The organism is Caulobacter sp. 73W (assembly GCF_041021955.1).
In the GTDB taxonomy this organism is placed as follows: domain Bacteria; phylum Pseudomonadota; class Alphaproteobacteria; order Caulobacterales; family Caulobacteraceae; genus Caulobacter.
In genome coordinates, this window is sequence record NZ_CP158375.1 from 757,584 (window position 1) to 771,085 (window position 13,502).

12 protein-coding genes are annotated in these 13,502 nt (G+C 69.4%); 4 read left to right on the forward strand and 8 right to left on the reverse strand.

Annotated elements, in window-relative coordinates; translation table 11 throughout:
- Positions 1–10: 10 nt before the first annotated feature.
- Complete coding sequence (locus ABOZ73_RS03620) at positions 11–439, reverse strand: isochorismatase family protein (RefSeq protein WP_369060796.1); 429 nt, start codon at positions 437–439, stop codon at positions 11–13.
- A gap of 257 nt (positions 440–696) precedes the next feature.
- On the opposite strand from ABOZ73_RS03620, the gene ABOZ73_RS03625 reads away from it, so the two are divergent.
- Positions 697–1,158 carry an Lrp/AsnC family transcriptional regulator gene (locus ABOZ73_RS03625; protein WP_369060797.1) on the forward strand — a complete coding sequence of 154 codons (462 nt, stop codon included), beginning with the start codon at positions 697–699 and terminating at the stop codon, positions 1,156–1,158.
- Between the two features lie 36 nt (positions 1,159–1,194).
- Here ABOZ73_RS03625 and ABOZ73_RS03630 read toward each other — a convergent pair whose 3' ends face one another.
- The 4 genes from ABOZ73_RS03630 to ABOZ73_RS03645 form a co-directional block, all read right to left on the reverse strand.
- Positions 1,195–1,647, reverse strand: coding sequence for a hypothetical protein (locus ABOZ73_RS03630; RefSeq protein WP_369060798.1), 453 nt, complete (start codon positions 1,645–1,647; stop codon positions 1,195–1,197).
- Positions 1,634–2,950 (reverse strand): M56 family metallopeptidase, encoded by a 1,317-nt coding sequence (locus ABOZ73_RS03635; protein ID WP_369060800.1) that lies wholly within the window; start codon positions 2,948–2,950, stop codon positions 1,634–1,636. The genes ABOZ73_RS03630 and ABOZ73_RS03635 overlap by 14 nt, the downstream gene beginning before the upstream one ends.
- The gene (locus ABOZ73_RS03640) at positions 2,947–3,309 is read right to left on the reverse strand and encodes a BlaI/MecI/CopY family transcriptional regulator (protein ID WP_369060802.1); all 363 of its coding nucleotides are present in this window, start codon (positions 3,307–3,309) and stop codon (positions 2,947–2,949) included. Before ABOZ73_RS03640 ends, ABOZ73_RS03635 begins: the two co-directional genes overlap by 4 nt.
- Positions 3,310–4,188: 879 nt before the next feature.
- Positions 4,189–4,689, reverse strand: a complete 501-nt coding sequence (locus tag ABOZ73_RS03645; protein ID WP_369060804.1) for a MarR family winged helix-turn-helix transcriptional regulator — start codon at positions 4,687–4,689, stop codon at positions 4,189–4,191.
- Positions 4,690–4,749: 60 nt separating this feature from the next.
- Here ABOZ73_RS03645 and ABOZ73_RS03650 point away from each other — a divergent pair, with 60 nt between their 5' ends.
- Positions 4,750–6,129 (forward strand): serine hydrolase domain-containing protein, encoded by a 1,380-nt coding sequence (locus ABOZ73_RS03650; RefSeq protein ID WP_369060806.1) that lies wholly within the window; start codon positions 4,750–4,752, stop codon positions 6,127–6,129.
- Positions 6,130–6,149: 20 nt separating this feature from the next.
- On the opposite strand, the gene ABOZ73_RS03655 is transcribed toward ABOZ73_RS03650, so the two are convergent.
- The gene (locus ABOZ73_RS03655) at positions 6,150–7,469 is read right to left on the reverse strand and encodes an MFS transporter (RefSeq protein ID WP_369060808.1); all 1,320 of its coding nucleotides are present in this window, start codon (positions 7,467–7,469) and stop codon (positions 6,150–6,152) included.
- Between the two features lie 203 nt (positions 7,470–7,672).
- Positions 7,673–8,569 carry a LysR family transcriptional regulator gene (locus tag ABOZ73_RS03660; RefSeq protein WP_369060809.1) on the reverse strand — a complete coding sequence of 299 codons (897 nt, stop codon included), beginning with the start codon at positions 8,567–8,569 and terminating at the stop codon, positions 7,673–7,675.
- A 149-nt stretch (positions 8,570–8,718) separates the two neighbouring features.
- Here ABOZ73_RS03660 and ABOZ73_RS03665 point away from each other — a divergent pair, with 149 nt between their 5' ends.
- A complete protein-coding gene (locus ABOZ73_RS03665; RefSeq protein WP_369060811.1) occupies positions 8,719–9,777 on the forward strand; it encodes an NAD(P)-dependent alcohol dehydrogenase in 1,059 nt (352 codons plus the stop codon).
- Between the two features lie 171 nt (positions 9,778–9,948).
- Here the strand turns inward: ABOZ73_RS03665 and ABOZ73_RS03670 are convergent, their stop codons facing one another.
- The gene (locus tag ABOZ73_RS03670; RefSeq protein WP_369060812.1) at positions 9,949–11,106 is read right to left on the reverse strand and encodes a DUF1624 domain-containing protein; all 1,158 of its coding nucleotides are present in this window, start codon (positions 11,104–11,106) and stop codon (positions 9,949–9,951) included.
- A gap of 51 nt (positions 11,107–11,157) precedes the next feature.
- On the opposite strand from ABOZ73_RS03670, the gene ABOZ73_RS03675 reads away from it, so the two are divergent.
- Complete coding sequence (locus ABOZ73_RS03675) at positions 11,158–13,212, forward strand: TonB-dependent siderophore receptor (protein WP_369060814.1); 2,055 nt, start codon at positions 11,158–11,160, stop codon at positions 13,210–13,212.
- The last annotated feature ends 290 nt before the right edge of the window (positions 13,213–13,502 follow it).

Here is a 13,502-nt window from a genome sequence, read left to right on the forward strand (position 1 = left end):
GATGAGAAGCCTACGCACAGGCCGTCTCCTTCATGGTCATCGCCGCCAGCACGGCCGCCGTATCGACCACCTGGGCGAATTCGCCCTGCAGGTCGCTGAGCGCCGCGTCGTGGACCTCGTCCGCCGTGCGCATCCGTCCGTCCAGGTGCGGGCGGGCGAAGGTCGCCGTGGCGTCCGACACCACCGTCACGGCGAACCCCATGTTCCCCGCCATCCGCGCGGTCGTGGAGACGCAGTGGTTGGTGGTCAGGCCGACGATGACCAGGGTCGTGGCGCCGCGCCGCCGCAGGTCCGCCTCCAGCGTCGTGCCGATGAAGGCGCTGTTGACCGACTTGCGGTGGATGGCCTCCCCCGCCCGGGGCAGAGCCTCGGGCTTCGGCGCATTGGCCGGCGTCCCCGGCCGAAGCCGCCCGTCCGCCCGAGGCGAGTCGTGATGCACATGAATGACCGGTCGAACTCGACGCTCGCCAGGCCGCCAGCAGCGTCGCGATATTGCGCTCCGCCCCCGGGTTGTTGCGCACGCCCCATGCGGGATCATCGAACCCCGCCTGCACGTCGATCACCAGCAGCACGGCGTCCCAGCCCAACGGTTTCAAGTCCCGCATCCTCGTCATCTTGACAGCCCTCTTCGGCCGTCGATTGTGAGGACCGGAAGCACCCGTCGCCATGAGCAAGACGGCGGCGGGGACTGGCGGAATGAGCGAAAATCAAACGGCGTCTAGGCAGATCGCAGGCGCGCGCGACGCCCTGGACGAGAAGCTCATCGCCCTGCTGTCGCAGGACGCGCGGATGACCCTGACCGCCCTGGCCCAGAAGCTCGCCTTGTCGCGCACGGCGGTCCAGGCGCGCATGGCCCGGCTGGAGCGGGACAAGGTCATTCTCGGCTATCGGGCGGTGCTGGCCGCCAATGAGGACGAAGGTCTGCGGGCGGTGCTGTCGCTGACCTTCGGCCAGCGCCCCTGCGAGCCGGTCGTCGCCCGCTTTCGCCACTGGCCGGAGATCACCCGCTACTACTCGGTGACCGGCGCCGTAGACGGCGTCGCCATCGTGCGGACGGCGACGCCCCAGGACCTGTCGAGGCTGGTGGACCGACTGAGCGCCACCGAAGGCGTCGAGTCCGTCCGCTCGGCCGTGGTGCTGAAGGCGGAAGAGGGGTGAAATACTCCCCCCGTCGTGACGGGGGAGGAGAAGACCCTAGACTGGGTCCGCCGCGCGCTGTTCCAGCCGCTCGGCGTTGCGCTCCAGGTCGGCCGCCTGGCCCGGCAGGCGCTTGCTCAGGGCGATCAGTTCGGCGTCGGTGACGTCGTTGCCCCGCGCGCGGTTCTCGGCGATCTGCTTGGCGCGGTAGGACGGGTCCTGAAGGCGCACGGCCTCCTCGCGCATCTGACGGGCGCCCCGGCGCATGTTCTGGGCGCCGTCCCGCATGTGGACGCGGGCCTCGGCGCGATGGCGCACAGCCAGTTCGCGGGCCTTCTCCCCCTCAAGGCGCGCCCGTTCGGCATGGGCGCGGATCTCCGCCACATTGATACGGGAAGCCTCCAGGGCGGCGTTGCGTTCGATTTGCGCGCGCGCCCGCTCGACCTGCGCCTGGGCGCGGGCCTCGGCCGCCTGGCGGCGAGCGACGACGGCCTGCTCACGGGCGACCACGGCCTGGCGGCGGGCCTCCTCGGCGGCCTGGCGCTCCTCGGGCGTGGCCTCGCGGGAGGAGTAGTAAAAGTGGACCGCCTTGCCCGACGGGGCGGGCGGCGCCGGGGGCGCGGGCGGAGCCGGGCTGGCGGCCGGCGCGGGAACAGGCGCGGGCGCCGGCAGGGCGGCGGTCGCGAAAGGCGCCGGCGGCGCGGGCGGGGCCGGAGGCGCGGGCGGCTCGATCCCCAGCACGGCCAGGTTCACGCCGCGCTTCTGCGACGGGACGATCTTGGCCGCGTCGGTGGCGGCTTCGGAAGTCACCTCGGCGGGTGTCGCGGGCGCGGCCTCCGCATGGGCCTGACGGCTCAGCTCGACGGCGGCCAGCGGCGCGGCGACGGCGCACAGGGCGGCCACGGTCAGGGCGGCGGTCAGGGGACGGCGGCGGGGGGTCGTGTCGGCCATGATGCAGGCGATCCTTTTCTTGAGGGTGCGGGCGTCCGCGGCCATGGCGAACGCGGCGACGGGCGCGGGTTGAGCGGCCAGGCGCACCAGCGCCCGGGCGTAGAGTTCGACGGTCCACCGTCTCGAGGGCGGCGGCGTCGGCGGCCTCTTCCGAGGCCTCGGCCAGGGCGGCGTGCAGCCGCCAGACCAGGGGGTTGAACCAGAACAGGGCGACGGCCAGCTTCGACAGCATCAGGAAGATCCAGTCGTGTCGGCGCAGGTGCGCCAGCTCGTGCGCCAGGATGGCGGGGGCGGATTGCGGCTGGGCCAGGCTGGCTGGGTCGAGCAGGATCGCCCCACTCCCCGCGCCCCAGCTGAGAGGCCCCGCCACCCGCCCGCTGCCCACCAGGCGCGGCCGGCCCACGGGGGCCAGACGCTCCAGCGCCGACAGCCAGGCCGGGCAATCCACCGGCCGCCCTTCCCGCGTCCATTGGTCGAGCAGCAGCACGCCCAGGGCGAAGCGGCCGGCGATCACCGACGCCACAGCCAGCCATCCGGCGGCGACCAGCGCCCAGACCGGCGGCCAGCGCAGGTCGGGAGCGGACACCTCGAAGCTGGCCAGAGGCCACACTTCCAGCGTCACCCCCGGAACCACCGCCGGCGCGGGCGGCAGGGCCTCGATGGCCAGGGCGGGCAGGACCGGCAGGTCCAGCGACGGCAAGGCGAACATGGCGATGGGCAGGAGCAGCAGCAGGCAGACCGCCCCCCGCAGCACCTCGACCTTGTCGGCCGGGCGCCGGGTCAGCAGGGCAGCGCAGGCCAGCCCCGCCCCGGCGATCAGGCCGGACTTGATCATCACGGCGGCGAGCAGGGTCCAGCTCATGACTTGCGCTCCAGCGCATCGTCGATGGCCTTCTCCAGCGCCGCCGCCTCGTCGGGCGTCAGCCGCTGGCCCAGCCCCAGCAGGGCGGTGGCGGCGTTGGCCGCCGACCCGGCGAAGAAGGTGTCGACCATCCGGCGAAGCGCCCCGGCGGCCACGGTCTCGGTGCTCTGGACCGGGCTGAACACCCCGTCCGTCCGCTCGACCAGGCCCTTGGCCTCCAACCGCGTCAGCATGGTGCGCACCGCCGAGTCGCTCAGCGGATCGGACAAGGCCGCCCGAACCGCCGACGCCCCACCGGAACCCAGCCGGCACAGGGTCTCGAACACTTCCCTCTCACGTCGCGGCAAGGATTCGATCACGCCAGCCTCCACACTTGTTCGCTACATACGTAGCGTTACATGCGTGGCGAATTGTGGCGGGAATGAGGCGAAGAACGTGAACTCGCGGTAAGGTGGCCCACCACCGCTCCTCCCCGCGAAGGCGGGGATCCAAGCGGCGAAACCTGCAAGCCACAGCTAGGGCTTCAACTGCTCATCGACTGACGTTTTGACCTCGTCGACAACCTTCTAGGGGCCTACGAGGCTGACCCCCATGTGGGTTTCGGTCTCCAGAACGACCTCTTCCGATCCGCGGCGCCAGGTTACGGACTGGACCTCCTGGGAGCCAGCGACGCCCCACTCAGCATCGTGGATCGTCCACCCCTGCTCGATAAGGGTCTGGCGGATCCGCCCGATAGCAGCGGAGTCGTATTCCTGGGGTCAAAGTTAGACGGTCTTCATTCCTGCCTCGCGCATTGGCGTCGAGCCATCGACATTCACGTAGTCAGCGCGAGGTCCCCGCCAAGGGTTCGCCTTGCGCCACGCCTTCGCGCGTTTAGCGGCCTTTCGGAAACACCACGCCCCCGGAACCGTGGTGACAACCGCGAGAATGCTGATCGGGATAGACCAAAAGCCTTGGATCGCCATCAACACGACAACGAACGAGCCAAGCATCAGGAGCGACAAGCCGCCGGCCCAAATAACCTTGGGCCTTGGCGCCTTCCCTAATCCAGTCGGCGAAACTGCCCATGGCTTTAAGCCTCTCAGGCCCGGCGCCGGTCGTGAGCTCCCGCGCCATGCGGCGTGCTTCGTCGTCAATCACTGCTTTACCGTGCCTTGGCGAGTTGGGGCCTGCGCTAATCAGTCTAGCGTACTTTTGAGTCAGCCAATCCCCTCCCCCCTTTGGGGGAGAGGCGAAGATCACCCCTCCCCCAATTTCCCCTTCACCCGCTCGTACAGCGACCGTCGCTGCACGGCGCGGTCCAGGCGTTCGAGGGCGCCAACGGCGTTTTGCGCTTCGTCGTTCAGTTCGACCGCCGTTTCCGACAGGGCGTTCCACAGGGGCTCCAGCCGCCGGGCCGTGGCCTGCCCCTGCGGGCTCAGCCGCAGGCGGCGCAGGCGCGGGTTGGACTTGTCGCCTTCCCAGGACACCAGGCCAGCCGTGTTCAGGGCGTTGCGGACCTGGCTGACCGTGGCGTGGCTGACGCCGAGCTGCGCCGCCAGCTCCCCCACCGACATGGCGCCCTGCAGGTTGAGCAGGTTGACCACCCCGAACCACCTCTGTTCGAAGGGCACGCCCGTCTCGGCGTAGAGCCGGTTGGCGTCCCGGTCGATCCGCTCCGACAGCCGCCGCAGCCGCGCGCCGATGGCCGCTCCGCCCGCGCGCGTGGTGTAGCCGTCCGTCTCCTCAGGGTCCGCCATTGACTCTCGTCGTAACTAGTTACAAGGGGCTGGGATAGAGCTTAAGGGGGAGCCTTCCGGGTGAACAGGCGCGACATGATCATGGCGCTCGGCGCGGGCGCCCTGCTCCCCTTCCCCGCCGTCGCCGCGACCGCCGACGAGCCACGGCTGAGGGCCTGGCTGGACCGCTGGCTCCAGGCGTTCAACGATCCCGACCTTCGCGTCTACAAGGCCTTCGTCGAGCGCAACGCCCCCACGGTCGTACCTTATGTCGACGACGACCTGTCGGTCCGCGAGGTGACCGGCGGATGCGAAGTATTGTCGGTGGAAGTCGGTGACGGCGCCGTCACCGCGACGGTCAGGGACCGCGCCTGGGACCGCCGCTCCCGCGTCGTCCTTTCGGCCAAGGGCGCCGACCGCCTGGACGACATCGCCTTCCTCGGCGCGCCGGGCAGCGACGCCACGCCCCAGCTCGACGACGCCGCGCTCGTCAAGGCCGTCCGCGCCAAGCTGGCCGGCGAAGGCGCCGCCGGGCGCTTCAACGGCGCGGCGTCCATCACCGTCGGCGGCAAGCCGCTGCTGACCGCCCATCACGGGATCGCCGACGAGACGACGGGCGCGGCGATCACGCCGTCCACCCGCTTCTGCATCGGCTCGATGGGCAAGCTGTTCACCGCCGTCGCCGTCATGCAGCTAGTCGAGCAACAGCGCCTGTCCCTGGCCGATCCGCTCATTGCGCACCTGCCAGACTATCCCAATCGCCGCCTGGCGGAGACGGTGACCATCGAGCATCTGCTGACCCACACCGGCGGCACGGGCGATATCTTCGGCGCGCCCTATGATCCGGCGATCCATCGCACGCCGTCCGACATCGTGACCCTCTATGGCGCCCGCGAGCCCGCCTTCGCACCGGGCGCGCGGTGGGGCTACAGCAACTTCGGCTTCGTGCTGCTGGGCGCCGTGGTCGAAAGGCTGGAAGGGCGCGCCTACGACGCCGTCTTCGCCAACAGGATCTTCACTGCGGCCGGCATGACGCGGACCTCCCAGGCCTTCGCCTCGCCGCACCCGACGGCCCTGCCCTACACCGGCGCGGCCGCCACGGGCCGGCGCGCGCTGACGCCCTATGAGGGCCTGCCCGCCGGCGGCGGCTATTCCACGGTCGAGGATATGCAGCGCTTCGTCGCCGCCCTGCGGGACGTTCGCCTGCTGAAGCCCAGGACCCTGGAGGCCATGCTCACGCCCCGCGTCGCGGCCGGCGCCGGGCATTGGGGGCTGGGCGTCGCCATCCGGTTGCGCGGCGGGCTGACCTATTGGGGCCATGGCGGCGCGGCGCCCGGCGTCAACGCCGACCTGGCGGTCTATGGCGGGGGCAAGTCCGTGGTCGTGCTGACCAACCGCGGCCACCCGGCCGCAGCCGTGGCGGGCGACTACATCGGCCTGCGCGTCACCCCCGCCGCCTAGCCGGGGGACGTCGCCGCCCCTTACGCCGACTTCAGCTCCAGCCGTTCGATCTTGCCGGTGATCAGGAAGTAGGCCGCGACCACCAGGGCGCAGTGCAGGCCGACGAACCACAGGGCCCCGTCGAAGGAGCCGGTGGCCCCGACGATGTAGCCGATGACAATCGGGGTCACGATACCGGCCGAGTTGCCGAAGGTGTTGAACACCCCGCCGGTGACGCCGACGAACTCGCGCGGCGAGGTGTCGGACACCACCGCCCAGCCCAGCGACGCGACGCCCTTGCCGAAGAAGGCCACGGCCATGACCACGATGATCAGCCACGCCTGGTCGATATAGGCGCAGCCGATGATGCTGGCCGACAGGATCATGCCGATCAGCAGCGGCGCCTTGCGGGCGATGGTCAGCGAGCCGGTCCGCTTCAGCAGCTGGTCGGAGATCACCCCGCCCAGAACCCCGCCCGCGAAGCCGCACAGGGCCGGGGCGGCGGCGGCGAAGCCGGCGTCCAGGATCGACAGGCCGCGCTCCTTGACCAGGTAGATCGGGAACCAGGTGACGAAGAAGTAGGTCAGCACGTTGATGCCGTACTGGCCGATGAACACGCCCAGCAGCATGCGGCTGCCCAGCACCTGCTTGACGTTGCTCCAGCTGAAGTCGGCGCTCTTGCTGACGGTGCGGTCCTCCATCCGGATCAGGCCGCCGCCGGCCTCGATCAGGTCCAGCTCGGCCTGGTTGATGGACGGGTGCTTCACCGGGCTGTGCAGGCAGAACCAGAACACCACCGCGCCCAGCACGCCCAGGCCGCCCATGACGAAGAACACCGAGTGCCAGTCGAAAGTGTGGACCAGCCAACCCATCAGCGGGGCGAAGGCGACCAGCGAGAAATACTGCGCGGAGTTGAACACCGCCGAGGCCGTTCCCCGCTCCGATCCCGGGAACCAGGCGGCGACGATGCGCGCGTTGCCGGGGAAGGACGGCGATTCCGCCAGGCCCACCATGAAGCGCATGGCGAACAGGCCGGCGACCACCGCGCCCCCGGTCAGGAAGCCGGAGAAGCCCTGCACCACCGTGAAGATCGACCACAGGGCGATGGCCAGGGTGTAGACCAGCTTGGTCCCGAACTTGTCGAGCAGCGCCCCGCCGGGGATCTGGCCGATCACATAGGCCCAGGCGAAGGCCGACATGATGTAGCCCATCTGCACGGCGCTAAGCCCCAGGTCCTTGGAGGCCGCGTCGCCCGCGATCGAGAAGGTCGCCCGGTCCGCGTAGTTGATCGTCGTCAGGATGAAGATCAGCAGCAGGATGCCGTAGCGGACTCGCGTCGGCTTCTGCGGGGAGGTGGTCATGGTCAGGCGCTTCCCGGTTCTAGAGACCAGGCGGCGGCCATTGTCGCTCTCCCCCGGTCAGTCTCCCAACATCCGGGCGCGGACACGCTGCGGATTGCTGGATCATAGGCTGACGTTGCCCGCGACTTTTGTCCAATTGCGCTATGGATGAATGCGCCGATTGAATTGATCCAGACTCTCTGATCCGCACCGACCAGAGCGCCCTACCCCCGAAACCGCATCGCCTCCACCAGCAGCGCGAAGGCCGGGGTCTGCTGGCGGCGGCTGGGGTAGTAGAGGTGATAACCCGCGAACGGCGCGCACCAGTCGGTCAGGACCGGGACCAGCTCGCCCCGGTCCACATGCGCCCGCAGCATGATGTCGGGCAAGAAGGCGATGCCCAGGCCCTTCAGCGCGGCCTCGATGATCAGGTCGCCGCTGTTGAACACAAGCTGCCCGTCCACCCGCACCCGCAGCTCGCGCCCGTCCTTGTCGTCGAACTCCCAGGCGTACAGCGCGCCATAGGTGGGAAGGCGCATGTTGATGCAGTTGTGCGCCGTCAGGTCTTGCGGCGTCAGCGGCTTGGGTCGGTCGGCGAAATAGGCCGGGGCCGCCGCCGCCATCATCCGCAGATCATGGCCGACAGGCACGGCGATCATGTCCTTGGCCACCGTACCGCCGAAGCGGATGCCGGCGTCGTATCGCTCGGCCACAATGTCGGTCAGGCCATAGTCCACCACCACCTCCACATGGATGTCGGGATGGGCCGGCAGCAGCCGCTCCAAGGCTGGCAGGATGACCGTGGCCGCCGCGTGCTCGGTCGCGGTGATCCGGAAGTTGCCCGCCGGTCGTTCGCGCAGCTCGCTCAGCGCCGCCAGCTCGGCGTCGATCTCGTCCAGGCGCGGGCCAATGGTTTGCAACAGGCGCTCGCCCGCGTCGGTCGTGGTCACGTTGCGCGTGGTGCGGGTCAACAACCGCACGCCCAGCCGGGCCTCCAATCCCCGGATGGTGTGGCTCAGAGCCGATTGCGACACGCCCAGATTGGCCGCCGCCCGGGTGAAGCTGCGGTGGCGAGCCACGGCCACGAACGCCGACAGGTCGTTGATGTTGGTCTTGGCCATGGCGGAGGTCCGGAACCAGTTATGAGCACACCTCATAACTGCATGCCACATTCTCCGGCTTATCGCAGCAATAGCGATGGCTTAACTTGACGGTCCGACGACGGGCGACCGGCGTCCATTCCTTTCGACTTCACCCGAAAGCCTCTCCCATGACCACCAAAGCCTACGGCGCCTACGCGGCCGACAAGCCGCTCGAGCCCATCGACATCCAGCGCCGCGCGCCGGGTCCCAAGGACGTGCAGATCGAAATCGCCTACTGCGGCGTCTGCCACTCCGACCTGCACACCATCCGCTCCGAATGGGCGGGCACCCTCTATCCCTGCGTTCCGGGCCACGAGATCGTCGGCCGCGTCTCCGCGGTCGGCGCGAGCGTCAGCAAGTTCAAGGAAGGCGATATCGTCGGCGTCGGCTGCATGGTCGGCAGCTGCAAGAGCTGCAGCTCCTGCGACGACGGCCTGGAACAATACTGCGTCGGCTCCGGCTTCGTCGGCGCCTACAACGGCCCGACCGAGGACGCCCCCGGCCACACCCTGGGCGGCTATTCGGACCGCATCGTCGTCGACCAGGACTTCGTCCTCAGCATCAAGCACGCGCCGGAGCAACTGGCCGCCGTCGCCCCGCTGCTCTGCGCCGGCATCACCACCTACTCGCCCCTGCGCCACTGGAAAGCCGGTCCCGGCAGGAAGGTCGGCATCGTCGGGATCGGCGGCCTGGGCCACATGGGGGTCAAGCTGGCCCACGCCATGGGCGCCCACGTCGTGGCCTTCACCACCTCGGAATCCAAGCGCCAGGACGCCCTGGACCTGGGCGCCGACGAGGTGATCGTCTCGCGCAACGCCGACGAGATGGCGGCCCACGCCGGCAGCTTCGACTTCATCCTCAACACTGTCGCGGTCAGCCACGACCTGGACGCCTACACCGCCCTGCTGGCGCGTGACGGGACCATGTGCCTGGTCGGCGTGCCCGAACACGCCCACCCGTCGCCCAACGTCGGCACGCTGATCTTCGGCCGCAAGTCGATCGCCGGCTCGCTGATCGGCGGCATCGCCGAGACGCAGGAGATGCTCGATTTCTGCGCCGAGCACGGCATCGTCTCCGACATCGAGATGATCCGCATCCAGCAGATCGACGAAGCCTACGAGCGCATGACGCGCAGCGATGTGAAGTACCGATTCGTCATCGACAACGCCTCCCTGCAGGACGGGTGATTAGTTGAAAGGGCGGTGAGCATTCACCGCCCTTCTTTCCAAACTCCGTCACCCTAGGCCTTGTGCCTAGGGCCCATACGCTCCGCATCCGCCGAGCAAGCTCAGGACCTCAGCCGCGTCTGGGTCCTCGCCACAAGGGCGAGGATGATGGAGAGTGGTGGGCGAGGCTCCCTACAGATACTTCATCCACCACCGCCCGCTCCGCCGCTTCACGCCCGCGAACCAGCGGCAGGCGTACCAGCACGGAACGGCGACCGCGGCCGCCAGCAGCCACAGCCAGGCCACGCCCGGCACGCTGAACGCCTCGCCCTGATTGGGGCCCAGCAGCGTCAGCCCCGCCACGTTCAGCAGATGCAGGCCGTAGAGGTGGATCAGATAGAAGAACAGCGGCGCCCCGCCGAACACGGCCAGCAAACCCACCAGACGCTCCGGCGCCTTCTCCAGCCACGCCAGCAGCAGCGCGCCCACGCCCAGGGTCAGCAGCACGAAGTCGGCCGAGGGCGGATACTTGGTCAGGTTCAGCACGCTCATCACCGTGCGCAGCGGCTCGGCCTGCACCGTCCACGGTGTCGGCTCGCCATAGATGTTGATCGTCCGCAGGACCACGAACAGGCCCAGCATGGCGGCCCCGGTCATCGCCAGGTTGCGCAGGCGCTCGACCTGCGGCCGGGTGAACCACGGCCCCATGGCATAGCCCAGGGCGGCGATCCCGATCCATGGCAGCAGCGGATAGGACGTCCGCGCCCGCCCGCCCCAAGGCAGGTCGATGAAGCCGCGCTCGTGCAGCACGGCCCAGATCGCGTGCCCCGGCTGGCCCTTGGCGATGGTGATGGGGTCCAGCAGGTTGTGGCCCAGCACGATGACCAGCCCCACCGTGATCAGCGCCGGCCGCGGCAGATGGACCAACCCCGCCAGGGCGATCATCGACAGGCCGATGGCCCAGATCACCTGTAGGTAGAGGGTCGACGGCGTCAGGGAGAAGGTCCAGGCGAAGCTGACAACCGTCAACTCGAGCCCCACCAGGAACAGGCCCCGCTTCAGCAGGAAGCTTGAGGCCGCCGGCGCCCCGCCCTGCTTGGCGCCGTAGAGCCAAGCCCCCAGCCCCGTCAGCGCCACGAACACCGGCGCGCACAGGTGCGCCGCCAGCCGCGTGAAGAACAGCGCCGGCGACGTCGCCTGCACGTCCATGGGGTCGGACACCTGGGCGTGGATAAAGAAGAACTCCCGCGCGTGGTCCACCAGCATCAGCAGGATCACCAGTCCGCGCAGGGCGTCGATGGAGCGGATGCGGCCGGACGGCGTCGGGACGGTGTGGGCGGTTGACATCATCACCAGCGACCAAGTACCCGATATGTAATAACATTACAAATGGAGCTGTCCGTGTCCTTCCTGTCGACCTGCGCGAGCCTGTGCCTGCTGGCCGCGGCCGAACCGGCGCATGCCGATCCCGCCCACGAGATCGGCGAGATCGTCATCCTGGGCCGCCGGGGCGCGGCGCGCGACGTGACGCTCAGCGCCGGCGCGGTGACCGAACGGATGTCCCCCTCCTCCCGCTCCGTGGAAAGCGACCTGCTGGAGGCCGTGGGCGCCGTGCGCCTGGCCGACGCCTTGGAGTTGGTCAGCGGCGTCAGCCAACAGAACAACCGCGGCGGCGTCATGGACAACTTCGCCATCCGGGGCTTCCTCGGCACCCCCGACGGCGGGGCCGAGTATTACGTGGACGGCTTCCTGGCCAACCGGGGCCTGGCCCCGCCGCGCGACCCAGCCACGGCTGAGCGGATCGAGATCCTGAAAGGTCCCGCCGGCGCCCTGTTCGGCGACATCGATCCCGCCGGCCGGGTCAACATCGTCTCCAAGACCCCGCGCTTCGACCGCGCCTTCGAAGCCACAGCCACCGTCGGCTCCTTCGGCCTGCGCCGGGGCGAACTGGACCTGACCGGCCCGCTGACCGACGACCTGGCCGCCCGCCTGGTGGTCGCCGCCGAGCACAGCGACGGCTGGCGCGACCATGTGGACCTCGACCGCCAGGTCATCGCCCCGTCCCTCACCTGGCGTCCCACCGACGACCTGCGCCTGACCTATGTGGGCGAGTTCACCCGCTTCGACACGCTCTTCGACCGGGGCCTGCCGGCCCTCAACGGCGACGCCCTGGCCGTGCCCCGCTCGCGCTACTTCGGCGAGCCGGCGGACGGGACGACCCGCTTCCGCAACGAGCGGCATCAGCTCACCGGCGACTGGCACATCAACGAGGACTGGAGCCTGAACGGCGGCCTGGCCTATCGCGACGGCACGCTGAAGGGCCTGTCCAGCGACCACTCCCGCCTGGTCGGCGACATCCTGTGGCGCCAACGCCGTCAGCGCGACTTCAGCACCCAGGACATCTCCGCCCGGCTGGAGCTGAACGGCCGGATCGAGGCCGCCGGGACGCACCGCCTCGGCTTGGGGGTGAAGGGCTACACCATGGACTTCCAGGAACGCTGGATGCGCCGCAACCCCGCCGCCGCCGCGCCCTATCCGATCAACGTTCACAACCCGGTCTATGGCGGCCCGCAGCCGACCCTGGCCCCGTTCACCGACAACCGCGAGACGCGCGAGGTCCTCTCCCTCTACGCCCAGGATCTGTGGGAGCTCACCGACCGCCTCAGCCTGGTCGGCGGCCTGCGTTACGACAACTATCGCCAGAAGATCCGCAACAACCGCACCGGCGCGGTGGGCAAGGCCGACGGCGGTCCCGTCGACTGGCGCCTGGCCGGCCGCTATCGCCTGGCCGACGCCTGGACCCTGCACGCCAGCTACGGCCGCTCCTTCGTCCTCAACTCAGGCACCGACCGCAACGGCGCCGGCTTCGCGCCCGAGGAGGGCAAGGGCTGGGAGATCGGCCTGTCCGGCGCCTGGGACGGCCTCGACGTCAACGCCACCTGGTTCGACATCGAGAAGCACAACATCCTGACCAACGACCCGACCGATCCCAACTTCCTGGCCCCGGTCGGCAAGCTGACTACCCGGGGGCTGGAGCTCGACGCCGCATGGCGCCTGGGCGAGGCCTGGCAGGTGGTCGGCAACTACGCCTGGACCGACGCGGAGGCCGACGACGCCGCCTTCGCCAGCAAGGACGTGCTCAACGTGCCCGAACACTCCGGCTCGGTGTACGTGGTCGGCCGCTTCCCCACTGGGCACGGCACGGAATGGTCGGTCACCGCCGGCCTCGCCCACACCGGCGACCGCGCCGCCGCCATCGACGGCAGCGGCGTGCGGCTGCCCGCCTACTGGAAGGCCAAGGCGGCGGTGGAGTACGGCGTCACCCATCAGGTCACCCTGCGCCTGGAAGCCGACAACCTGTTCGACGAGCACTACGCCGCCAGCTCCTACAGCCCGCTATGGATCTTCCCCGGCGCGCCGAGGGTGGTGCGGGCCTCGGTGAAGGTGGCGTTGTAGGGGACGTTGCGTGCTTCGAGACGCGCTGTCGCGCTCCTCAGCATGACGAAGTTGGGTTGGTCCTACAGAGTTCGTCATCCTGAGGAGGCCGCAGGCCGTCTCGAAGGACGCAGGCCATTTCAACCGCACATCCCCGCGCAGGCGGGGACCCAAGCTGAATCTCAGTATGGGCTCCCGCCTTCGCGGGAGTGAGCGGAGATTGGGAAACTCACTGCGTCCTTCGACAAGCTCAGGATGACGAATTCCGAGCTACCCACCTTCGTCATGCTGAGCGGTCGCGCAGCGACCAG